This is a genomic window from Methylobacterium sp. 1030 (assembly GCF_040544715.1).
In the GTDB taxonomy this organism is placed as follows: domain Bacteria; phylum Pseudomonadota; class Alphaproteobacteria; order Rhizobiales; family Beijerinckiaceae; genus Methylobacterium.
Window position 1 is genome coordinate 36,498 of the sequence record NZ_JBEPKM010000016.1, and the last position, 22,220, is coordinate 58,717.

At 71.4% G+C, this 22,220-nt stretch carries 18 protein-coding genes; 16 read left to right on the forward strand and 2 right to left on the reverse strand.

Going from position 1 to position 22,220, the window contains the following annotated elements; translation table 11 throughout:
• Positions 1-3: 3 nt before the first annotated feature.
• From ABIC30_RS22335 to murD, 3 genes are all read left to right on the forward strand, one after another.
• Positions 4-1,452, forward strand: coding sequence for a UDP-N-acetylmuramoylalanyl-D-glutamyl-2,6-diaminopimelate--D-alanyl-D-alanine ligase (locus tag ABIC30_RS22335; RefSeq protein ID WP_234082790.1), 1,449 nt, complete (start codon positions 4-6; stop codon positions 1,450-1,452).
• 68 nt (positions 1,453-1,520) lie between these two features.
• Positions 1,521-2,606 (forward strand): phospho-N-acetylmuramoyl-pentapeptide-transferase, encoded by a 1,086-nt coding sequence (gene mraY / locus ABIC30_RS22340; protein ID WP_012319328.1) that lies wholly within the window; start codon positions 1,521-1,523, stop codon positions 2,604-2,606.
• Between the two features lie 205 nt (positions 2,607-2,811).
• Positions 2,812-4,176, forward strand: coding sequence for a UDP-N-acetylmuramoyl-L-alanine--D-glutamate ligase (murD, locus tag ABIC30_RS22345; RefSeq protein WP_354456099.1), 1,365 nt, complete (start codon positions 2,812-2,814; stop codon positions 4,174-4,176).
• Positions 4,177-4,204: 28 nt separating this feature from the next.
• Here murD and ABIC30_RS22350 read toward each other — a convergent pair whose 3' ends face one another.
• Entirely contained in the window at positions 4,205-5,680 is a 1,476-nt protein-coding gene (locus tag ABIC30_RS22350; protein ID WP_020094125.1) for a methyl-accepting chemotaxis protein, read from the reverse strand.
• 285 nt (positions 5,681-5,965) lie between these two features.
• Between ABIC30_RS22350 and ABIC30_RS22355 the strand changes: the two genes are divergently transcribed.
• The 12 genes from ABIC30_RS22355 to ABIC30_RS22410 all read left to right on the forward strand — a co-directional run bounded on the left by ABIC30_RS22355 (position 5,966) and on the right by ABIC30_RS22410 (position 20,615).
• A complete protein-coding gene (locus ABIC30_RS22355) occupies positions 5,966-7,132 on the forward strand; it encodes an FtsW/RodA/SpoVE family cell cycle protein (RefSeq protein ID WP_020094126.1) in 1,167 nt (388 codons plus the stop codon).
• Positions 7,129-8,238: an undecaprenyldiphospho-muramoylpentapeptide beta-N-acetylglucosaminyltransferase gene (gene murG, locus ABIC30_RS22360; RefSeq protein WP_354456100.1), complete on the forward strand. Its 1,110-nt coding sequence runs from the start codon at positions 7,129-7,131 to the stop codon at positions 8,236-8,238. The genes ABIC30_RS22355 and murG overlap by 4 nt, the downstream gene beginning before the upstream one ends.
• A gap of 50 nt (positions 8,239-8,288) precedes the next feature.
• Positions 8,289-9,695, forward strand: a complete 1,407-nt coding sequence (gene murC, locus ABIC30_RS22365) for a UDP-N-acetylmuramate--L-alanine ligase (RefSeq protein WP_091927097.1) — start codon at positions 8,289-8,291, stop codon at positions 9,693-9,695.
• 199 nt (positions 9,696-9,894) lie between these two features.
• Complete coding sequence (gene murB, locus ABIC30_RS22370) at positions 9,895-10,821, forward strand: UDP-N-acetylmuramate dehydrogenase (protein WP_020094129.1); 927 nt, start codon at positions 9,895-9,897, stop codon at positions 10,819-10,821.
• 67 nt (positions 10,822-10,888) lie between these two features.
• Positions 10,889-11,812, forward strand: a complete 924-nt coding sequence (locus ABIC30_RS22375; RefSeq protein ID WP_020094130.1) for a D-alanine--D-alanine ligase — start codon at positions 10,889-10,891, stop codon at positions 11,810-11,812.
• Entirely contained in the window at positions 11,779-12,732 is a 954-nt protein-coding gene (locus ABIC30_RS22380; RefSeq protein ID WP_020094131.1) for a cell division protein FtsQ/DivIB, read from the forward strand. Before ABIC30_RS22375 ends, ABIC30_RS22380 begins: the two co-directional genes overlap by 34 nt.
• A 52-nt stretch (positions 12,733-12,784) precedes the next feature.
• On the forward strand, positions 12,785-14,107 hold the full coding sequence (gene ftsA, locus ABIC30_RS22385) for a cell division protein FtsA (RefSeq protein ID WP_012319319.1): 1,323 nt from the start codon (positions 12,785-12,787) through the stop codon (positions 14,105-14,107).
• Positions 14,108-14,198: 91 nt separating this feature from the next.
• Entirely contained in the window at positions 14,199-15,989 is a 1,791-nt protein-coding gene (ftsZ, locus tag ABIC30_RS22390) for a cell division protein FtsZ (protein ID WP_354456101.1), read from the forward strand.
• A 436-nt stretch (positions 15,990-16,425) separates the two neighbouring features.
• The gene (gene lpxC, locus ABIC30_RS22395; protein WP_020094133.1) at positions 16,426-17,373 is read left to right on the forward strand and encodes a UDP-3-O-acyl-N-acetylglucosamine deacetylase; all 948 of its coding nucleotides are present in this window, start codon (positions 16,426-16,428) and stop codon (positions 17,371-17,373) included.
• Positions 17,374-17,560: 187 nt separating this feature from the next.
• Complete coding sequence (locus ABIC30_RS22400) at positions 17,561-18,442, forward strand: outer membrane protein assembly factor BamD (RefSeq protein ID WP_091979221.1); 882 nt, start codon at positions 17,561-17,563, stop codon at positions 18,440-18,442.
• A 183-nt stretch (positions 18,443-18,625) separates the two neighbouring features.
• Positions 18,626-20,299 (forward strand): DNA repair protein RecN, encoded by a 1,674-nt coding sequence (gene recN / locus ABIC30_RS22405; RefSeq protein ID WP_020094135.1) that lies wholly within the window; start codon positions 18,626-18,628, stop codon positions 20,297-20,299.
• A gap of 115 nt (positions 20,300-20,414) precedes the next feature.
• Positions 20,415-20,615, forward strand: a complete 201-nt coding sequence (locus ABIC30_RS22410) for a hypothetical protein (RefSeq protein WP_354456102.1) — start codon at positions 20,415-20,417, stop codon at positions 20,613-20,615.
• A 15-nt stretch (positions 20,616-20,630) separates the two neighbouring features.
• Here ABIC30_RS22410 and ABIC30_RS22415 read toward each other — a convergent pair whose 3' ends face one another.
• A complete protein-coding gene (locus ABIC30_RS22415; protein WP_020094137.1) occupies positions 20,631-20,876 on the reverse strand; it encodes a hypothetical protein in 246 nt (81 codons plus the stop codon).
• A gap of 267 nt (positions 20,877-21,143) precedes the next feature.
• On the opposite strand from ABIC30_RS22415, the gene pstS reads away from it, so the two are divergent.
• A complete protein-coding gene (gene pstS / locus ABIC30_RS22420; RefSeq protein ID WP_020094138.1) occupies positions 21,144-22,184 on the forward strand; it encodes a phosphate ABC transporter substrate-binding protein PstS in 1,041 nt (346 codons plus the stop codon).
• Positions 22,185-22,220: the final 36 nt, after the last annotated feature.

A 22,220-nucleotide genomic window follows, 5' to 3' on the forward strand; every position in this document is an offset into this window, starting at 1 on the left:
ACGATGACCGCACTCTGGACGCGGCAGGAGCTGGAATCCGCGACGGGCGGCCGGTTGATCGGCGCCGGGCGCGCGATCGGCGGCGCCTCAATCGACACCCGCACGCTCCAGCCCGGCGACCTGTTCTTCGCGATCCGCGGCGACACCCGCGACGGCCACGACTTCGTCCCCGACGCCCTGGGGCGCGGCGCCGGCGCCGCCGTGGTGAGCGCCGCGCGCGCCGAGGCGCTCGCGGTCCACGGCCCCGTCCTGGCGGTGCCCGAGGGGGGCGCCGACCCGGTTCTCACCGCGATGGTGCGCCTCGGTGCCGCCGCCCGGGACCGGACGCGCGCGCAGGTCGTGGCGGTCACGGGCTCGGTCGGCAAGACCGGGACCAAGGAGGCCCTGCGCCACGTCCTGTCCGAGCAGGGCGAGACCCACGCCTCGGCGGCCTCCTACAACAACCACTGGGGCGTGCCCCTGACCCTGACGCGGATGCCGCGCTCCGCGCGCTACGGCGTGTTCGAGATCGGCATGAACCACGGCGCCGAGATCGTATCGCTGACCGCGCAGGTCCGACCGGACATCGCGCTGATCACCACGATCGCACCCGCCCATATCGAGCATTTCGCCTCGCTGGCCGCGATCGCGGACGCGAAGGGCGAGATCTTCTCCGGGCTCCAGCCCGGCGGCGTCGCCATCCTGAACCGCGACGCCCCGCATTTCGACCGCCTGGCCGCCCACGCCCAGGCCTCCCGGGCGGGCCGGGTGGTGACCTTCGGCGAGCACGCGGATGCCGACGTCCGCGCCCTGAGGATCGTGCTGCGGCCCGACCTGTCGGTGATCGACGCGGTGGTGATGGGCCAGCCCGTCACTTACAAGCTCGGCACCGCCGGCCGGCACGCGGCGCTGAACTCGCTGGGCGTCATGGCGGTGGTCCACAGCCTCGGGGCCGACCTCGCCCGCGCGGCCCTGTCGCTCGGGGGGCTAAAGCCGCCGGCGGGGCGCGGCGAGCGCACCCCCCTCGAGATCGGCGGCGGCACCGCCTACCTCGTGGACGAGAGCTACAACGCCAATCCCGTCGCCGTCCGCGCGGCGCTGGCGACCCTGGCGGGGATCGAGACCGGGCCCCGCGGCCGCCGGATCGCGGTGCTGGGCGACATGCTCGAGCTCGGCGCCGCCGCGCCCGACCTGCATCGCGGCCTGGCGGAGGCGATCGAGGCGGCTCGGGTCGACCTCGTCTTCACGGCCGGTCCGCTGATGCGCCACCTGTTCGAGGCCCTGCCGGTGAGCCGCCGCGGCGCGGTGGCCGACACCGCGGCCGACCTGCTCGAACCACTCGCCCGGACCCTGCGGTCCGGCGACGCCGTCATGGTCAAGGGATCGAACGGCAGCCGCATGGGCCGGATTGTCGAGGCGCTGAAAGCCCGCTACGCGGTCGATCCGACCCGGCGGACCCAGGCCGTCCCGTGACCGGCACGCCTGCGCGTGCGGCGCCGTCCCCCGAAACCTGAGCCTGAACAAGGGGGCCGAGCGCCCGGATGCTGTACCTTCTCTCGGACCTGAGCAGCAGCTTCACGCCGCTCAACGTGTTCCGCTACATCACCTTCCGCACCGGCGGCGCGCTGTTCACGGCGGGCCTGTTCGTGTTCTGGTTCGGGCCCTGGATCATCTCGCTGCTGCGGATCCGCCAGGGCAAGGGCCAGCCGATCCGCGAGGACGGGCCGCAGACCCATCTGCTGACCAAGCGCGGCACGCCGACCATGGGCGGCCTGATGATCCTGGCCGGCGCCGTCGTGGCGATCCTGCTCTGGGCCAACCCGCGCAACCACTACGTCTGGGTGACGCTGACCGTCACCCTCGGCTTCGGCGCGATCGGCTTCTACGACGACTACCTCAAGGTCACGAAGCAGTCGCATAAGGGCTTCTCGGGCAAGTTCCGCCTCGCCCTCGAGGCGGTGATCGCCATGGCGGCCTGCGTGACCATCGCGGTCTACTCGCCCGCCGCGCTGCAGAACCAGCTCGCCTTCCCGGTGTTCAAGGACGCGCTGCTGAACCTCGGCTGGTTCTACCCGCTGTTCGGCGCCTTCGTGATCGTCGGGGCGGGCAATTCCGTGAACATGACCGACGGCCTCGACGGCCTCGCGATCGTGCCGGTGATGATCGCCTGCGGCACGTTCGGCTTCATCGCCTACCTCGTCGGCAACTCGTTCACCGCCAGCTACCTGCAGGTGAACTACGTCCGCGACACGGGCGAGCTCGCCGTCGTCTGCGGCGCGGTCATCGGCGCCGGGCTCGGCTTCCTCTGGTTCAACGCGCCGCCGGCCCAGATCTTCATGGGCGATACCGGCTCCCTGGCGCTGGGCGGCCTGCTGGGCTCCATCGCGGTGGCGACGAAGCACGAGATCGTCCTGGCGATCGTCGGCGGCCTGTTCGTGCTGGAGATGATGTCGGTGATCATCCAGGTCGCGTCGTTCAAGCTGACGGGCAAGCGCGTCTTCCGCATGGCGCCGATCCACCACCATTTCGAGCAGAAGGGCTGGAAGGAGCCGCAGGTCGTGATCCGCTTCTGGATCATCGCGGTGATCCTGGCGATGGCCGGCCTGGCGACGCTGAAGCTGCGCTGAGAAATCGTGCTACAGGGGCGGCCTGAGAGGTCGATCCGATCCTCGCCCTCGTCCTGAGGCGCGGCCGCGGAGGGGAGCCTCGAAGGAGGCTCCCGGCCGGCCGCGCGATCCCGGGAGCCCGCCTTCGGGGTCGCCGATGCGGGGCGCCCGGGAGGAGGGTCCGGTTCGGGTCGGCCGGGTCCGGTCGCCGCATCCAGAGTTCCGCATGACACCCGTCACCGTCTTCCAGGACAAGACCGTCGCCCTGTTCGGCCTCGGCGGCTCGGGGCTCGCCACGGCGCTGGCGCTGAAGGCCGGTGGCGCGGGCGTGCAGGCCTGGGACGACAATGCCGACAGCCTCGCCCGCGCGCGGGAGGCCGGCATCGAGACGCGGGACCTGCGCGCGGCCGACTGGTCCGCGTTCGCCGCCTTCGTGCTGAGCCCGGGCGTGCCGCTGACCCATCCCGAGCCGCACTGGAGCGTCCGGCTCGCCCGGGATGCCGGCGTCGAGATCATCGGCGACATCGAGCTATTCTGCCGGGAGCGGCGGGCGCAGGCGCCGGGGGCGCCGTTCGTGGCGATCACCGGGACCAACGGCAAGTCGACCACCACGGCGCTGATCGCCCACGTGCTCGCGCAGGGGGGCCGCGACGTGCAGATGGGCGGCAACATCGGCACCGCGATCCTGTCGCTGGAGCCGCCGGCCGCCGACCGCGTCCACGTGATCGAGATGTCGTCGTTCCAGATCGACCTGACGCCGAGCCTCGACCCGAGCGTCGGCGTGCTGATGAACATCACGCCGGACCATCTCGACCGGCACGGCACGATGGAGCAGTACGCGGCCATCAAGGAGCGTCTGATCCAGGGCGCCGGCCTCGCGGTGGTCGGCGTCGACGACGCCCCGAGCCGCGCCATCGCGGACCGCCGCGGCGCCGACCTCGTGCGCGTCCACGTGCCCCACGGCGACGTGCTGTGCACCGACGCGCTGACGGTGCGCGACGGGATCGTCCGGGAGCCGGACGGGACGGCCCTCGCCGACGTCAACGGGATCGGCTCGCTCCGGGGGGCGCACAACTGGCAGAACGCCGCGGTGGCGGTGGCTGTCGCGCGGGCCCTCGACCTGTCGCCGGAGCAGATCCAGGCCGGCCTGACCTCGTTCCCGGGCCTGCCGCACCGGATGGAGGAGGTCGGGCGGCGCGGCCACGTGCTGTTCGTCAACGATTCCAAGGCGACGAACGCGGATTCCACCGAGAAGGCCCTCACCGCCTTCCGGGACATCCACTGGATCCTCGGCGGCAAGGCCAAGGAGGGCGGGATCTTCCCGCTGGTGCCGTATTTCGAGCGGGTCGCGCACGCCTACCTGATCGGCGCGGCGTCGGACGCCTTCGCGGCGACCCTGGAGGGCGCCGTGCCCTACACGCGCTGCGAGACCCTCGAGAACGCCGTCCCGAAGGCCGCCGAGAACGCCGCCGCCTCGGGCGCACCGGAGCCGGTGGTGCTCCTGTCGCCGGCCTGCGCGTCCTACGACCAGTTCCGGAACTTCGAGATCCGCGGCAACCGCTTCCGCGAGCTGGTGCAGGCGCTGCCCTGAGTCAGCGCCACTTCAGCGCGCCAGGACCTCAGCGCGCCAGAACCTTGGCGGCGTCGCGGGTGGTGTCGACCGCATGCGAGACGTTGGCCACCGACTGGACGATCGCCCCGATGTTGCCGGTGATCTCCGTGACGGCCCCCGCGGCGCTCTGCATGCTCTCGGCCAGATCCCGGGTCACGGCACTCTGCTCCTCGATGGCGGCCGCGGTGGCCACCACGGTCTCGCGCATCACCGAGACCGAGGACCCGATCGAGCTGAGAGCCTGCACGACCTCCTGCGAGACGCGCTGCACGCTGGCGATCTCGCCGTTGATCTGACCGGTGGCGCGCGCCGCCTGGTCGGCCAGCGCCTTAACCTCGGAGGCGACGACCGCGAAGCCGCGGCCCGCCGCGCCCGCGCGGGCGGCCTCGATGGTGGCGTTCAGCGCCAGCAGGTTGATCTGGCCGGCGATGTCCTGGATCAGGCCGACGATGCCGGTCATGGCGGTGGCGGTCTCGGCCAGCCGCTTGGTGTGGCCGTCCGCGTCCTGAACGCAGGCATAGGCGGTGTCGGTGGCGCTCTGGGAGCGCACGATGCTCTGGGACATCTCCGCCACCGAGGCCGCCAGCTCCTCGGCGGCGGCCGCCACGGTCTGGACGTTCCCGGAGGTCGAGTCCGCCGCCGACGAGGCCAGCGAGGCCGCCGTGGTCGAGTGCGTCACCGCCTGCTCGATCTCGCCGAAGTTCTGATCGATCAGGGTCCGCAGGTTGGCGAACAGCCGGACCTGGTCGCTGATGTCGGTGGCGAATTTCACCACCTTGTAGGGCCGGCCGGCGGCGTCGAGGATCGGGTTGTAGGAGGCCTGGATCCAGACTTCGCGCCCGTCCTTGCCGATCCGCCGGAACTGGGCCGCCTGATAGGTGCCGTTCCGCAGGGCCGCCCAGAAGGCCCGGTAGGCCTCGCTCTCCCGGTAGGCGGGCTCCACGAACAGGCTGTGATGCTGCCCGAGCACCTCGGCGCGGCTGTAGCCCATCGCGGCGAGGAAATTGTCGTTCACCGCGATCACCGTGCCGTCGAGGTCGAAGGCGATGACCGCCTGCACCTTGTCGATCGCGGCGATCTGCCCGGCGCGGTCGGCCTCCTCGGTGCGCTGCTGCGTGATGTCGGTGGCGAACTTCACCACCTTGTAGGGCCGGCCGCGGACGTCGAGCATCGGGTTGTAGGAGGCCTGGATCCAGATCGACCGGCCGCCCCGGCCGACCCGCTGGAACTGGCCCGACTCGAAGGTGCCGGAGCGCAGACGCTCCCAGAAGGCCCGGTAATCCGGCGCGTCCCGCTGGGCGGGCTCCATGAACATGCTGTGGTGCTGGCCGACGATCTCCGGCAGCGTGTACCCGACGACGTCGAGGAAATTCCGGTTCGCCGACAGGATCCGCCCCGCTAGGTCGAACTCGATCACGCCCTGAACCCGGTCGAGGGCCGCGAGCTTGGCATGCGCTTCACGGACGTTCAGGGCAGAGAACATGGCGCGTCGGCTTCCGCTGGGCGGATCGGGCGCGGCGCACCGCGACCCGCCGGGTCGATACATCCGAAAGTTGCAATGGGAAGATTAACGTAGAGTGTCTTTTTACTAGTATTGCGCCGTCCTAATACAGCACCCCAGGGGCCGCCGGCTGCGTGGCCGGCGCGTCCTGACGTGCCCCGACGCGCCCCGACCTGTCGGTCATAAGGCTCCGTTTACCATTCCTGCCGAGGATCCCGGCCGACCCGCGCGGATCGGCATCCGCGCGGCCTGGAGTCGTTGCCCGGCATGATGTCACGCGCGGAACGCACCCCCCTGACGGACTGGTGGTGGACGGTGGACCGCGGCCTGCTCGCGGCGCTGTTCGCGCTGATGGTCGCGGGCCTCGTCTTCCTGATGGGCGGCGGCCCGCCCGTGGCCGAGCGGATCGGCCTGCCGACCTTCTACTTCCTCAACCGGCAGGCGATGTACCTCGCGCCGACCATCCTGCTGATCTGCGCGGTCTCGTTCCTGTCGCTGCGCGGCATCCGGCGGCTCGCGCTCGTCACGTGGATCCTGGGCGTCATCCTGTGCCTGCTCGCCGGCAAGTTCGGGCCCGAGATCAAGGGCGCGCATCGCTGGATCCAGTTCGGCTCCTTCGGCCTGCAGCCCTCGGAGTTCGTGAAGCCGGCCTTCGTGGTCGTCGCCGCCTGGGCCTTCTCGGAGGGCGCCCAGCGCCGCGACATGCCGGGCGGCATCCTGGCGCTGCTGCTCCTGCCGATCACCATCGTGCCGCTGCTGCTCCAGCCCGATTTCGGCCAGACCATGCTGATTACCATGGTGTGGTGCGCGCTGTTCTTCGTGGCCGGCCTCCACCTGATCTGGGTGGCCGTCCTCGGCGTGCTGGGCCTCGGAGGTGTGTTCGCTGCCTACCTGTTCTTCCACCACGTCCGCGAGCGCTTCAACAAGTTCCTCGACCGGGATTCCGGCGGCGGCTTCCAGGATTTCTGGTCGCGCGAATCGTTCCGCTCGGGCGGCTGGTTCGGCACCGGGCCGGGTGAGGGCGTGGCCAAGCGCCACCTGCCGGACGCGCATACCGACTTCATCTTCTCGGTCACCGGCGAGGAGTTCGGCGTGATCGTCTGCCTCTGCCTCGTGGCGCTGTTCGCCTTCATCGTCCTGCGCGGCCTCAAGCTCGCGCGGCGCACCGACGACACCTTCTCGCGGCTGGCGATCACCGGCCTGACCACGCTGTTCGGCCTGCAGGCCTGCATCAACATGGCGGTGAACACCCAGCTGATGCCCGCCAAGGGCATGACGCTGCCGTTCGTCTCCTACGGCGGCTCCTCGCTGATCTCGCTGGCGCTCGGCACCGGCTTCCTCGTCGCCCTGACCCGTAAGCGCCCCCGCACCGTCATGCTCAGCCAGAAGCCCCCCGGCACCGCGCCGGCTACCGTCGCCGGGGTGATGCGGTGACCGTCTTCACCCCCACGATCCTGCTCTGCGCGGGCGGCACCGGTGGCCACCTGTTCCCGGCCGAGAGCCTCGCCCACGCCCTGCGGGCCCGCGGCATCCGCGTGGCGCTCGCCACCGACGCCCGGGTCGATTCCATCGCGTCCGAGTTCCCGGCCTCCGAGGTGGTCACCATCGCCTCAGCGACGCCATCCGGCCGCTCGCCGCTGAAGCGGGCCGGCGCCGTGCTGACCCTCGGCCGGGGCTTCGGCGTGGCCGCGAAGGAGATCCGCCGGATCAACCCGGCCGCCATCGTGGGCTTCGGCGGCTACCCGACCGTCCCACCGGTGCTCGCCGGCCAGATCCTGCGCGTGCCGACGATCCTGCACGAGCAGAACGCCGTGATGGGCCGGGCCAACGCCTTCCTGGCGCGGGGCGCCCGCACCATCGCGACCGGCTTCAAGGTCGTGCGCGGCGTGCCCGACAAGGCCAAGGCTCCGCGGATCCACACCGGCAATCCGCTCCGCCCGGCGGTGATCGAGGCGGCCAAGGTCCCCTATCCCGCTTTCGGCGAAGGCGACGCCCTGCGCCTCGTCGTCTTCGGCGGCAGCCAGGGCGCGCGCGTGATGGGCGAGGTCGTGCCGGAGGCGATCGCCCGCCTGCCCGACGCGCTGCGCGCCCGCCTGCACCTCGTCCAGCAGGTCCGCCCCGAGGACCTGACGGCCGTTCAGAACCGCTATCTCGCCATGGGGCTCGCCGGAATCGAGGCGGCGCCGTTCTTCAAGGACCTGCCGGCGCGGATGGCCGCGAGCCACCTCGTGGTCTCGCGCTCCGGCGCCTCGACGGTCTCCGAGCTCGCGGCGATCGGCCGCCCGTCGATCCTCGTGCCGCTGCCGGGCTCCCTCGACCAGGACCAGGCCGCCAACGCCGCGACTCTCGACGCCATCGGCGCGGCGCTGGCGGTGAAGCAGCCGGAATTCACGCCCGAACGCCTCGCCGCGGAGCTGACCGCCTGCTTCGAGACGCCGGCAAAATTGACCGCGGCGGCCGATGCGGCCAGAAGCGCGGGCATCCACGACGCCGCCGAGCGGCTGGCCGAGGTCGTCGTCGAGACGGCCGCCCGCACCTGATTTCTTGAGGGATTCCGCACCGGCGGTCCCGCCACCAGACGGTTCGACCCATGAAGCTGCCCGACAAGCTCGGCCCCATCCACTTCATCGGCATCGGCGGCATCGGCATGTCCGGCATCGCCGAAGTGATGCACAACCTCGGCTACACGGTGCAGGGCTCGGACGCCTCCGACAACGCCAATGTCCGCCGTCTCGCCGAGAAGGGCATGCGCACCTTCGTGGGCCACGATGCCAAGAACGTCGAGGAGGCCGCCCTCGTCGTCGTCTCGACTGCGATCCGGCGCGACAACCCCGAGCTGCAGGCCGCCCGCGAGCGACGCCTGCCCGTGGTGCGACGGGCCGAGATGCTGGCCGAACTGATGCGCTTCAAGTCCTGCGTGGCGATCGCCGGCACGCACGGCAAGACCACGACCACGTCGCTCGTCGCCACGCTGCTCGACGCCGGCAACCTCGACCCGACCGTGATCAACGGCGGCATCATCAACGCCTACGGCACCAACGCCCGCATGGGGGCGGGCGAGTGGATGGTGGTGGAGGCCGACGAGTCCGACGGCACCTTCCTGAAGCTGCCGGCCGACGTCGCGATCGTCACCAACATCGATCCCGAGCATCTCGACCATTTCGGCTCGTTCGACGCGATCAAGGACGCGTTCCGGCGCTTCATCGACAACATCCCGTTCTACGGCTTCGCGGTGATGTGCATCGACCACCCGGTGGTCCAGGATCTCGTCGGCCATATCGAGGACCGGCGGATCATCACCTACGGCGAGAACCCGCAGGCCGACGTGCGCCTGATCGACGTGGACCTGCGCGGCGGCCAGAGCCGCTTCCGGGTGATGATCCGCGACCGTCGGCCCGGCTACCGGATGGAGATGGAGGATCTCGTCCTCCCGATGCCCGGCAAGCACAACGCCCTCAACGCCACCGCGGCGCTCGCCGTCGCGCACGAGCTCGGCGTGAAGCCGGACGCGATCCGCCAGGCGCTCGCGGGCTTCGGCGGCGTGAAGCGGCGCTTCACCCGCACCGGCGAGTGGAACGGCGCGACGATCTTCGACGATTACGGACACCATCCGGTGGAGATCAAGGCGGTGCTCAAGGCCGCCCGCGCCTCGACCGAGCACGGCGTCGTCGCCATCGTGCAGCCGCACCGCTACACCCGGCTGCAGTCGCTGTTCGACGATTTCTGCACCTGCTTCAACGATGCCGACACGGTCATCGTCGCGCCTGTCTACGCGGCCGGCGAGCAGCCGATCGAGGGCTTCGACCGCGACAGCCTCGTGGCCGGCCTGCGCTCCCGCGGTCACCGCGACGCCCGGGCCCTGGAGCGGCCGGAGGAACTCGCGGGTATCATCGCGGACCTCGCCAAGCCCGGCGACTACGTGGTGTGCCTCGGCGCCGGCACGATCACCCAGTGGGCCTACGCCCTGCCGGACGAACTCGCCGCGCGGGGACGGTAGGCGCGGTGCGCGCGCCTGCCCCGGGAGGCCTCTCGGGTCGGCGGCACCCTCGACCGTCCACACTGGGCTGCGCTCCGAGGATGAACCCGGCGGTGACTCTCCGGACCCCGGCCTCGCAGCGTCCGCTGCCACCCCGATGCGACGACACCAGGATCGCCGCATCCCTCTCCCCGCGGGCGGGGCGAGGGGAGACACACAGATGACCGCCTCTCTGCACGATCGCATCCGGGCCGCCGCGCCCGACCTCCGCGGGCGCCTGCTCGCCGACCAGCCGCTCGCCGACCTCACCTGGTTCCGGGTCGGCGGACCGGCCGAGGTGCTGTTCACCCCAGCCGACGAGGAGGATCTCGCCCGCCTCCTCGCCGCTCTCGATCCGGACGTGCCGGTCACGGTGATCGGGCTCGGCTCGAACCTGATCGTGCGGGACGGCGGCGTGCCGGGCGTGGTCGTGCGCCTCGGCGGCAAGGCCTTCGGCAGCATCGCGGTCGACGGCGACGCGCTGACCGTCGGCACCGCGGTCCCGGACATGCGCCTCGCCAAGGCGGCCGCCGAGGCCGGGCTCGACGGGCTCGCCTTCTACCGGGGCATCCCCGGCTCGATCGGCGGGGCGCTGCGCATGAACGCGGGCGCGCACGGTGGCGAGACCACTGACGTGCTGGTCGAGGCCCGCGGCATCGACCGCGGGGGCGCGCTGCGCACCTTCAGCCACGCCGACATGGGCTTCTCCTACCGGCACTCGGACGCCCCGGAGGACGTGATCTTCACGCGCGCCGTCTTCCGCGGGCGGCCCGGCGACCGGGTCGCCATCGAGGCCGAGATGGAGCGGGTCACCGCCGCCCGCGAGGCCGCGCAGCCGATCCGCGAGCGGACCGGCGGCTCGACCTTCGCCAACCCGGACGGCGGCAAGGCGTGGCAGCTCGTCGACGCCGCCGGCTGCCGCGGATTGAGGCGGGGCGGCGCCCAGGTCAGCGAGATGCACTGCAACTTCCTGATCAACACCGGTACCGCGAGCGCGGCCGACATCGAGGGGCTCGGCGAGGAGGTCCGCCGCCGCGTCCGGGAGACCAGCGGGGTCGCATTGCGCTGGGAGATCCGGCGCATCGGCCGCCCCGCCGGCACGACGTGAGAGCGGTGTTCCGGACGGACCGGTGCGCTCAGATCCTGATTGAAGCCGACCTATTCGAGGTGCCCTGATGTCCAAGCACGTCGCCGTCCTGCTGGGCGGCACCTCCGCCGAGCGCGAGGTCTCCCTCAGTTCCGGCAAGGCCTGCGCCGACGCGCTCGAAGGGGAGGGCTACCGGGTCACCCGGGTCGATGTCGGCCCCGACATCGCCGCGGTGCTGACGGCGCTCCGGCCGGACGTGGCCTTCAACGCGCTCCACGGGCCGGACGGCGAGGACGGCACCATCCAGGGCCTGCTGGAGATCCTCAAGATCCCCTACACCCATTCCGGCGTCCTCGCGTCGGCGCTCGCGATGAACAAGGAGCGGGCCAAGACCGTCATGCGCGCCGCCGGCGTCGACGTGCCCGAGGGCCGGATCGTTAACCGTCGTGAGGCCGCCAGGACACACCCCCTGCCGCCACCCTACGTCGTGAAACCGATCGCGGAAGGCTCATCGGTGGGTGTGATCATCGTGCGCGACGGCCGCTCGCACCCGCCCCAGATCCTCGCCTCCGAGGAGTGGACGTTCGGCGAGCAAGTCCTTGCAGAACCTTACATTGCTGGCCGCGAACTCACCTGCGGCGTGATGGGCGACAAGGCCCTCGGGGTGATCGAGGTGAAGGCCGCCACGGGGGATTGGTACGATTACGACGCCAAGTACGCCCCGGGGGGCTCGGTGCACGTGCTCCCGGCCGAACTTAAACCAAATGTTTACCAGCGTGTCCAAGAACTGTCGTTAACGGCGCATCAAGCACTGGGCTGTCGGGGCGTCAGCCGTGCCGACCTTCGCTACGACGACACACCGGGTGGAACCGGTCTGCTCGTGGTTCTGGAGGTCAACACGCAACCCGGCATGACCCAGACGAGCCTTGTGCCGGAGATGGCGGCCCATGCGGGCCTGAGTTTCGGTGAGCTCGTCCGATGGATGGTGGAGGACGCTTCCCTGAATCGCTGAGCGGCGACGCCGCCGGCCGGAGCGGTCCCGCGCGCCTCGCCGGCGCGATCCTGGGACGGCTCACCGGCCGCGGCACGTCCCGGTCGCTCTCGGTTCGTCGGGCCCGCCCGAGTCAGCGCCTGAGCGAGCGCCTGCCCCGCGGCGCCGGGATCGTGGCGGTCTCCGTCTCCGCCGCCGCCGTGGCGCTCGCCGGTTTCGTGGCCAGCGGCCGCTACGACGCGTTCGTGGCCGAGCAGGGCCGCCCCCTCGACATCGCCGCGCGCGTCGCCGGCTTCGGCGTCGAGCGCGTCACCATCTCGGGCATCTCCCGCATGTACGAGCGCGAGGTCCTGGCGGCCGCCGGGATCGACTGGCGCTCCTCGGTTCCCTTCCTCGACGTCAACGACGTGCGCGAGCGGCTGCTCCGCGTGCCGCTGATCGCGCAGGCCTCGGTCCGGAAGATCTACCCCAACGAGATCGCCATCACCCAGGTGGAGCGCGAGCCCGCGGCCCTCTGGCAGAAGAACGGCGAGATCAGCGTGATCGCCGCCGACGGCACCGTCATCGACGCCATGCGCGACGACCGCTACGCCAGCCTGCCCCTGGTGGTCGGCGAGGACGCCAACACCAAGCTTCCGGAATACCTCGCCCTCATCGCCGCCGCGGGGCCGCTCGCCGAGCGGATCAAGGCCGGCACCTACGTGTCGGGCCGGCGCTGGACCCTCAAGTTCGACGGCATCGACGTGCGCCTGCCCGAGGTCGATCCGGCCGCGGCGCTCGCCCGCCTCGTCCGGTTCGAGCGCGAGGCCCACCTGCTCGAGAAGGACGTCATCGCGGTGGACCTGCGCATGCCGGACCGCCTGGTGGTGCGCCTGACCGAGGAGGCCGCCGCCGCCCGCGCGGAAGCCCAGAAGGCGAAGAAGAAGGGCGCGGCCAGCTGATGCCCTTCCTGTCGATCTCCGCCCGTCCCGCATCCCGCGCCCGGTAGCGTCAATGCACAGCCAACACGGCCTCACGCCGCGCTTGAAGCCGCTCTCCGCCCGGCGCTCGACCACCCTCTCGGTGCTCGACATCGGCACGAGCAAGGTGGTCTGCCTCATCGCCGAGCTGCAGCCCGCCGAAGCGCTCACGACGCTCCGCGGCCGCACGCACCTCGCGCGCATCATCGGCATCGGCCACCAGCGCTCCCTGGGCCTGAAGGGCGGCGCCATCGTCGATCTCGCCGCGGCCGAGAGCGCGATCCGTCAGGCGGTCCACGCCGCCGAGCGGATGGCCAAGGTCGAGGTCCAGTCGGTCATCGTCAACATGTCGGGCGGCCGGCTCGCCTCGCAGCATTTCCAGGCGCGGGTGAACGTCCGCTCGGGCACCGTCACGGGCAGCGACGTCGAGCGGGTGCTCGAGACCGCCAGCGCCCACGGCGTCAGCCCCGGCCGGGCCGTGCTGCACGCGCTGCCCACCGGCTACGCCCTCGACGGGCAGGGCGCCGTCATCGACCCGTCGGGCATGATCGGAGAGGCGCTCAGCGTCGACCTGCACGTCGTCACCAGCGAGCTCGCGGCCGCCCGCAACGTCATGCTGGCGGTGGAGCACTGCCACCTCGGCGTCGAGGCGGTGATCGCCACGCCCTACGCGGCCGGCCTCTCGGCGCTGGTCGACGACGAGGCCGAGATGGGCGTCTGCGTCGTCGACATGGGCGGCGGCACCACCAGCGTCGGCGTGTTCTCCGGCGGCCACCTCGTTCACGTGGACGCCCTGGCGGTCGGCGGCCACCACGTCACCATGGACATCGCCCGCGGCCTCTCCACCCGCATGGCGGCGGCCGAGCGGCTGAAGACCCTCTACGGCTCGGCCCTCTCCACCCCCTCCGACGACCGCGACATGATCGCCGTGCACGGCGTCGGCGAGGACGAGGGCGAGGCGCCGGCCCACATCCCGCGCTCGCAGCTCGTGCGGATCATCAAGCCGCGCGTCGAGGAGGTGGTCGAGCTGGTGCGGGACCGCCTGCGCGACGCGGGCTTCGCCGCCCAGGCCGGGCGGCGCGTCGTCCTCACCGGCGGCGCCAGCCAGCTCGTCGGTCTGCCCGAGGTCGCCCGCCGCGTCCTCCAGGGTCAGGTGCGGATCGGACGGCCCCTCGGCATCCGGGGCCTGCCGGAAGCCGCCAAGGGTCCGGCCTTCTCGGCCGCGGTCGGCCTGCTCGTCTACCCGCAGGTCGCCCATGCCGAGCATTTCGAGCCGCGGGGGCACGGCGCCTTCGCGGCGACCGGGACCGACAACTACCTGAACCGGGTCGGCCGCTGGCTCCGGGACAGCTTCTAGGTTTCACGCCCGCCCGCTCGCGCGGGGGGATCGAAGGGATCCGGCGCCCAGGCGTCGCACGGACAGCACAGTTAGCGAGAGGCTCGACACCATGGCCATCACCCTCCAGGCGCCGGACATCCGGGAACTGAAGCCCCGCATCACCGTCTTCGGCGTCGGCGGCGCCGGCGGCAACGCCGTCAACAACATGATCGAGTCGGGCCTCCTCGGCTGCGAGTTCGTCGTGGCCAACACCGACGCGCAGGCGCTCACCTCCTCGAAGGCCGAGCGGGTGATCCAGATGGGCCTGGGCGTCACCCAGGGCCTCGGCGCCGGATCGCACCCGGAGGTCGGCTCGGCCGCCGCCGACGAGGTGATCGACGAGATCCGCGACCAGCTCTCCGGCGCCCACATGTGCTTCATCACCGCCGGCATGGGCGGCGGCACCGGCACCGGCGCCGCGCCGGTCATCGCCCGGGCGGCCCGCGACATGGGCATCCTGACGGTCGGCGTCGTGACCAAGCCGTTCCAGTTCGAGGGCATGCGCCGCATGCGGACCGCCGAGTCCGGCATCCAGGAGCTGCAGGCCGCGGTCGACACCCTGATCGTGATCCCGAACCAGAACCTGTTCCGGGTCGCCAACGAGAAGACCACCTTCGCGGACGCCTTCGCGATGGCCGACCAGGTGCTCTACTCGGGCGTCGCCTGCATCACCGACCTGATGGTGAAGGAGGGCCTCATCAACCTCGACTTCGCCGACGTCCGGGCGATCATGCGCGGCATGGGCAAGGCCATGATGGGCACCGGCGAGGCGTCCGGCGAGAAGCGCGCCAACCGCGCCGCCGAGGCCGCCATCGCCAACCCGCTGCTCGACGACGTCTCGATGAAGGGCGCCCGCGGCCTGCTGATCTCGATCACCGGCGGCTCCGACTTGACCCTCTACGAGCTCGACGAGGCCGCCACCCGCATCCGCGAGGAGGTCGACCAGGACGCCAACATCATCCTGGGCGCCACCTTCGACGAGAGCCTCGACGGCATCATCCGCGTGTCGGTGGTCGCCACCGGCATCGAGCCGGCGCTGATCTCGGCGAACTCGCCCAACAACCCGGCCATCGCCGAGACCGAGCAGCGCATCGCCGAGGTTGCCGAGCGCCTGCGCGCCGAGGCCCGCTCGCGCGCCGCCTCGCCGGTGCCGAGCATCCGCACCGAGTCGGTCGCCCCGGCGCCGATGCCCGCCCCGGCCCCCGCGCCGCTCGCGGCCCCCGAGATGCGCCCCGAGTCGCGGATCGACAGCCGCATCGAGGCCGCCGCGCCGATGACCCGCGACGACGTCGTGCTCGCCCCGGTCCAGGCGCGCGCCGCGGCGCCGTTCGTCCCGGCCCCCGCGCCGCAGCGCGTCGAGGCGGCGCCCGCCGTCGAGGCCGGCCCGTTCGTGCCGCCGCGTCCGGCCGCCCCGACGGGCACGCCGCTCGCCCGCGCCCCGCGCATGCCGCAGATCCACGAGCTGCCGCCGATCGCCCAGACGCAGATCATGGCGAACCGCGCTGCCGAGGAGGCCGCCCCGGAATCCAAGCGGACCTCGCTGCTGCGCCGGCTCGCGACGGTGGGCTTCGGCGGCCGCCGCGAGGACTTGGACGGCGCCCCGGCGGCCCGGCCGGCCTCGCCAGCCGCCCCGCAGCCGCATATGGCCCAGTCGCACATGGCCCAGTCGCACATGGCCCAGCCCCACATGGCGCAGCCCCACGTGCCGCCGGCCCCGCGCGCTCCGGCCGCCCCCGCGGTCCCGCAGTACCGCCCGGCCCAGGGCAACCTCGACGGTCAGGGACGGGCCGCGCCCCAGCCGCGGATGATGGACGACGATCAGCTCGAGATCCCGGCCTTCCTCCGCCGTCAGGCGAACTGACCGGGGCGGGTCTCCGGCACGGCCCGGGGCTGGCGGGAAACCGCCGGCCCCTTCGCGCTGCAGCAAAGCAACTCATGGTTGTTGCAGTGAGGAATAGGGCTCGACGAGGCTGTGCGCCGCGGCTCTCGAGCCGTGGCGCATGGTGCATCCGCGCCACAGAACGGCCGCGGGTTAGTCACGCATTAACCAACCTTTAAGCCTTTGGTGGAGCAGCGCTTTGTGGTTACGAACCGCTAAGCGTGTCTGTAACAGACCGTAAGAATCCGTGATTTGGCTGCCCTGTGCGGCGCAGCTATAGAAACCATGTGATCGAGACGACACGCAGCAGGACACAACCTGATCGCGTGGGCTAGGGCATCAAGCAGCGGACGGATCAGTCAGTTTCTCCTCACCCCCAGTCGGGGTGGCGGAAATGATCGCGCCCGGGGGCTAAGGAATGCGAACGCATAAACAGACGACCCTCAAAGGGCCGGCGACTCTCTCGGGGATCGGAGTTCACTCCGGCAACCCCGCCGAGATCACCATCCGACCCGCTCCGGCCAATCACGGCATCGCCTTCCTCCGCACCGGCACCACCCACGGCAACGACCGCCTGATCAAGGCGCATCACGCCCTCGTCTCCGCCACCGAACTCTGCACCGTCCTGGGTGACGTCGAGACCGGCGCGGTCGCCACCGTCGAGCACCTGATGTCCGCCCTGTACGGGCTGGGCGTCGACAACGCTCTGGTCGAGATCGACGGCCCCGAGATGCCGATCCTCGACGGGTCCGCGCTCCCCTTCGTCCAGGCGATCGACCAGACCGGCATCGCCACCTGCGACACGCCGCGGCGCTGGCTCAAGATCCTCCGCCACGTCCGCATCGAGACCGGGACATCCTTCGCGGAACTGCGCCCGATCGACCGCGGCTTCCGCCTCGACGTCGAGATCGACTTCGAGAGCCCGGTGATCGGCCGTTCCCGCAAGGCGATGGACCTGTCGCCCGCGACCTACCGCCGCGAGATCGCCGGCGCCCGCACCTTCGGGATGATGCGGGACGTGGAGCGCTACTGGAAGGCGGGCTTCGCCCTCGGCGCCTCCCTGGAGAACACCGTGGCGGTCGGCGAGACCGCGGTGGTCAATCCCGAGGGCCTGCGCTTCCAGGACGAGTTCGTCCGCCACAAGATCCTCGACGCCATCGGCGACCTCGCCCTGGCGGGCCTGCCGATCCAGGGAGCCTACCGCTCGTATTGCGGCGGCCACCGGATGAATGTCGGGGTGCTGTCGGCCCTGTTCGCCGACCGGGCGAACTACGCCATCGTCGAGGCGCAGGGCTCGCGCCGCGAGACCGTGCTGTCCGAACTCGGCGCCGGCCTGGGCCTCGCCGCCTTCGCGGGCGACCTGTAGCCCCTGTGACCGACGGGCCACAGCCCGCAACCGATCCTGACTGCCGCAGCCTTGCCGCTTTCGTGCCCGAATCGAACGGCACGGTTTAACGGTCCGTGAACGGCGGGCACGGCCCGGGGCGGGCCGGATCCACCCACGCGATGGCATGACGGCGCGCAACGGCGCCGGTTCCGGGAAAGAGCGCCAGATGCCTGTCACCATTCGTCATCGCCGGGCAGCGGCCTTCGCGGCGCCCCTCGTGGCCGTCCTCGGCCTGGGCCTCGGCGGCTGCGACTTCGACCCGACGAGCATCTTCGCCGAGAAGTACAAGCCCGAGGTCGTGCCGGACGTTCCGGCCGACAAGCTGTACAGCGACGGCCTCGCCAAGCTCGAGGACAGCGACTACGAGGGCGCGGTCAAGAAGTTCGACAGCCTGGACAAGCAGTACCAGTACTCCGATTGGTCCCGGAAGGCGCTGCTGATGACGGCCTACGCCAATTACGAGGGCCAGAAGTACGACGACGCGATCAGCGCCTCGAAGCGCTACCTGCAGCGCCATCCGGCCAGCAAGGATGCGGCCTACGCGCAGTACCTGATGGCGATGTCGAACTATAAGCAGATCCCGGACGTCACCCGCGATCAGGAGCGCTCCGAGAAGGCCCTCGTCGCGCTGCAGGAGCTGGTGCAGAAGTACCCGACCTCCGAATACGCCGCGGACGCGAAGGCGAAGATCCAGATCACCCGCGATCAGCTCGCCGGCAAGGAGATGGAGATCGGCCGCTTCTACCTCGAGAAGCGCAATTTCCCGGCGGCGATCAACCGCTTCCGCGACGTGGTCGCCAAGTATCAGACCACCCGGCACGCCGAGGAGGCGCTCGAGCGCCTGACCGAGGCCTACTGGGCGCTCGGCATCACCCAGGAGGCGCAGAACGCCGCCGCGGTGCTCGGCCACAACTTCCCGGAGAGCCCCTGGTACAAGGACGCCCACGCGCTGCTGGCGCAGGGCGGTCTCGAGCCCCGCGAGGAGAAGAGCTCGTTCCTCTCGAAGATCTACCGGACCGTCACGGGCAAGACCGCCTCGGCCCAGTAAGCCGCCGCGCCCGCGCGGGGACCGCCCACGAAACCTCGAGGCCCGGAGCCGCCGCTCCGGGCCTTGCCCATTGCGGCGCCCGGCGCGTTGCACCGACCGCGTGGTGCGACGCATTTTTGGGGTGAATCCGCGCCGCGGCGGCCTTATGTCTGCGGTCCCATCCTGAGGAATCCCCGTCGCCGCATGCTGGCGCAGCTCGCGATCCGCGACATCGTCCTGATCGACAGGCTCGAACTGAATTTCCGATCGGGACTCAGCGTCCTGACCGGGGAGACGGGCGCGGGCAAATCGATCCTGCTCGACGCCTTCGCCCTGGCGCTCGGCGGCCGCGGCGACGGCCGCTTGGTCCGCCACGGCGAGGCGCAGGGCGCGGTCACGGCGGTGTTCGACCTGCCCCTCGACCATCCGGCGCGCCGGATCGCGGCCGAGGCCGAGATCGACACCGAGGGCGACCTGATCCTGCGCCGGACCCAGATGGCGGACGGCCGGACCCGCGCCTTCGTCAACGACCAGCCGGTGGGCGTGCAGGTCCTGCGGGCGATCGGCGCGGCCCTCGTGGAGATCCACGGTCAGCACGATGACCGGGCGCTGGCCGACCCCGCCTCGCACCGGGCGATCCTCGATGCCTTCGGCGGCCTCCAGACCCAGCTCGCGAAGGTCGCCGCCGCGTCGCGGACCGTGCGGCATGCCCGCACCGAACTCGCCGAGCACCGCGCCCGCGTGGAGGCGGCCCGCAAGGAATCCGACTTCCTGCGCCACGCCGTGGAGGAGCTCGCCGCACTGGCGCCGCTCGCCGGTGAGGAGGCCCAGCTCGCCGAGCGCCGCACGATCATGCAGCAATCCGAGAAGGTCGCGCGCGAGCTCAACGAGGCGCTCGAGGCCGTCGGCGGCCCCCATTCCGGCGTGCCGCACCTCTCGGCCGCCCTGCGCAAGCTGGAGCGGCGCGCGGCGCAGCTGCCGGCCCTGGTGGACCCTTGCGTGAACGTCCTCGACGCCGCGATGGTCGCCCTCGACGAAGCCCGCGCGGTCCTCGAGGCGGCGGTGGCCGAGACGGAGTTCGATCCCCGCGACCTGGAGCGCGTCGAGGAGCGGCTCTTCGCCCTGCGCGCCGCCTCGCGCAAGTACGATGTCCCGGCCGACGACCTCGCGGCCCTGGCGGAGCGCTACGCCGGCGACGTGGCGGCGATCGATGCCGGCGAGGCGGCCCTGGCCGGGCTGGAGCAGGCGCTCGCGACGGCGGAGGCCGCCTACGCCGAGGCGGCCGAGAAGCTCAGCGCCGGGCGGCGCCGGGCGGCCAAGCAGCTCGACGCGGCCGTGAAGGCCGAGCTGCCGCCGCTCAAGCTGGAGCGCGCCCGCTTCATCACCGAGATCGCCACGGACCCGGATTCCCGCGACCCGGCCGGCACCGACAGGGTCGAGTTCTGGGCCCAGACCAATCCCGGGACCAAGCCCGGCCCGATGATGAAGGTCGCCTCGGGCGGCGAGCTGTCGCGCTTCATGCTGGCGCTGAAGGTCGTGCTGGCCGACAAGGGCTCGGCCCCGACGCTCATCTTCGACGAGATCGATACCGGCGTGGGCGGCGCGGTGGCGGACGCCATCGGGATGCGGCTCGCCCGGCTGGCGGCGACCGTCCAGGTAGTCGCGGTCACCCACGCGCCCCAGGTCGCCGCGCGGGCGGAGACGCATTTCCTGATCGCCAAGGCCCCCGTGAAAGGGGCCGGCCGCGTCGCCACGCGGGTGGCGAGCCTGCCGGTCGCCGAGCGCCGCGAGGAGATCGCCCGGATGCTGGCGGGCGCCACCGTCACCGACGAGGCCCGGGCGGCAGCCGCGCGACTCCTCCAGGGCGCCGATGCGTGAACCGGCGTCAACCTTAACCGTTGGTTGAAGGTAACAATTCGTTAACTATTCATCGCGAGAATGCTGCCATCCCGGTACCGCGGCAGGGTTGGGCGGTCGAAGGGCGGGAGGAGCCATGAAGCCGTCAGTCGTCGACTCCGATGGGTCTCTGCCCGCGGGACAGCCCCTGAAGCGGGTGGTCGACACCCGCCAGCTCGGCCTCACGCTCCGCACGGTCTACGAGGGCAGCGTCGACACGCAGCCGATCACCGACACGCATGTCGAGCTGCTCCTGCGCCTGCGCCAGAAGGAGCGGGAGCTGCGCCGGGCGGTCTGACCCGGGGCGGCGGCCTCACCAGCGGCGCGCCCCCGGCCGGCGACGGTACTCGGCCGCACGAATCAGCGTCAGCACGCGGTCGAGGCTCACCAGCAGCTCCGCCTCCTCGACGCGCGCCGCGGAGGCCGCATCCGGGTCGGGGCTGAATTTCTGCCGGGCCTGCGCCAGCGCGAGCGCCCGCTCCACGGCCTCCCGCTCGGCGTGCAGGGCCAGCCAGGCCGGATCGGATTCCGTCGCCGCATCCACCTCGTCGCCGCCCACGATCCGCGCGTCCTTCTGCTGCCGGCTGCCGCTCCTGGCTGAGAGGAACGCGCGAGAGGCCGGAACCGTGCCGCGCCCGGCCGACGTGCGGTGTCGTCCCCCCGTCATCCCCCGTGTCATCCCGGTGTCATCTACTTGTCGTAACCGCCCGGCCATCGGGCGGCCGGCGCTGGGTCTCTTCGGAAGATCGGCCGCAGGGCTCTGCCGCGGGCACGGGCCCGCCGGCGGGGCAGCGCAGGCTCTAGCCCGACGGCAACGGAGATTCCTTTGAGACCCTTCGCTTACGCGCTCGCCGTCGGCCTCGCGACGGTTCAGCTGGCGTCCGCGGCGCTCGCCGCCGATATCACCGGCGCCGGCGCCACCTTCCCGTTCCCGGTCTACTCGAAGTGGGCCGAGGCCTATCGCAAGGAGACCGGCTCGGGCCTCAACTACCAGTCGATCGGCTCCGGCGGCGGCATCAAGCAGATCCAGGCCAAGACGGTCGATTTCGGCGCCACCGACGCGCCCCTGAAGCCCGAGCAGCTGGCCAAGGACGGCCTCGTCCAGTTCCCGACCGTGATGGGCGGCGTCGTGCCGGTGGTGAACATCCCCGGGATCGAGCCCGGCAAGCTGAAGCTCACCGGCGACGTGCTGGCCGACATCTACGCCGGCAAGATCGCGAAGTGGAGCGATCCGCGCATCGCCAAGCTCAATGACGGGCTGAAGCTGCCCGACGCCAACATCACCCCGGTCTACCGCTCCGACGCGTCGGGCACGACCAACATCTTCACCACCTACCTGTCCCAGGTCTCCGAGCCCTGGAAGAAGGAGTACGGCGCGGCCACGACGATCTCCTGGCCGGTCGGTCAGGGCGGCAAGGGCAACGAGGGCGTGACCGCCACCGTCAAGCAGGTTCCAAACGCCATCGGCTACGTCGAGTCGGCCTACGCCAAGCAGAACAAGCTCTCCTACGCCCTGCTGCAGAACAAGGCCGGCCAGTACCCGCAGCCCGACGACAAGGCGTTCCAGGCCGCGGCGGCGAGCGCCGACTGGAAGGCGACCCCGGGCTTCGGCATCTCGCTGACCAACCAGCCGGGCGAGGCGGCGTGGCCGATCACGGCGGCGACCTTCATCCTGGTCCACAAGGACGCCGCCGACCCGGCCAAGTCCGCCGCCGTGCTCAAGTTCTTCGACTGGGCCTACAAGAACGGCGACACGCTCGCCACCGACCTCGACTACGTCCCGCTGCCGGACAACGTCGTCGAACTGATCCACCAGGAGTGGAAGGACGTGAAGGGCAAGGACGGCAAGCCTGTCCTCAACATGTGAGCGTGACGGGGAGGGGGTGAGAACCTCCTCCCTCGC

What these genes read in the sequence shown, in the direction of transcription:
- ABIC30_RS22380 (WP_020094131.1), top strand. Translation starts at nt 11,779, where the DNA reads ATGGATGGTGGAGGACGCTTCCCTGAATCGCTGAGCGGCGACGCCGCC.
- murB (WP_020094129.1), top strand. Translation starts at nt 9,895, where the DNA reads ATGACCGCCTCTCTGCACGATCGCATCCGGGCCGCCGCGCCCGACCTC.
- murD (WP_354456099.1), top strand. Translation starts at nt 2,812, where the DNA reads ATGACACCCGTCACCGTCTTCCAGGACAAGACCGTCGCCCTGTTCGGC.
- ABIC30_RS22335 (WP_234082790.1), top strand. Translation starts at nt 4, where the DNA reads ATGACCGCACTCTGGACGCGGCAGGAGCTGGAATCCGCGACGGGCGGC.
- ABIC30_RS22355 (WP_020094126.1), top strand. Translation starts at nt 5,966, where the DNA reads ATGATGTCACGCGCGGAACGCACCCCCCTGACGGACTGGTGGTGGACG.
- ftsA (WP_012319319.1), top strand. Translation starts at nt 12,785, where the DNA reads ATGCACAGCCAACACGGCCTCACGCCGCGCTTGAAGCCGCTCTCCGCC.
- ABIC30_RS22375 (WP_020094130.1), top strand. Translation starts at nt 10,889, where the DNA reads ATGTCCAAGCACGTCGCCGTCCTGCTGGGCGGCACCTCCGCCGAGCGC.
- recN (WP_020094135.1), top strand. Translation starts at nt 18,626, where the DNA reads ATGCTGGCGCAGCTCGCGATCCGCGACATCGTCCTGATCGACAGGCTC.
- murC (WP_091927097.1), top strand. Translation starts at nt 8,289, where the DNA reads ATGAAGCTGCCCGACAAGCTCGGCCCCATCCACTTCATCGGCATCGGC.
- ABIC30_RS22350 (WP_020094125.1), bottom strand. Translation starts at nt 5,680, where the DNA reads ATGTTCTCTGCCCTGAACGTCCGTGAAGCGCATGCCAAGCTCGCGGCC.
- ABIC30_RS22410 (WP_354456102.1), top strand. Translation starts at nt 20,415, where the DNA reads ATGAAGCCGTCAGTCGTCGACTCCGATGGGTCTCTGCCCGCGGGACAG.
- ABIC30_RS22400 (WP_091979221.1), top strand. Translation starts at nt 17,561, where the DNA reads ATGCCTGTCACCATTCGTCATCGCCGGGCAGCGGCCTTCGCGGCGCCC.
- ftsZ (WP_354456101.1), top strand. Translation starts at nt 14,199, where the DNA reads ATGGCCATCACCCTCCAGGCGCCGGACATCCGGGAACTGAAGCCCCGC.
- mraY (WP_012319328.1), top strand. Translation starts at nt 1,521, where the DNA reads ATGCTGTACCTTCTCTCGGACCTGAGCAGCAGCTTCACGCCGCTCAAC.
- lpxC (WP_020094133.1), top strand. Translation starts at nt 16,426, where the DNA reads ATGCGAACGCATAAACAGACGACCCTCAAAGGGCCGGCGACTCTCTCG.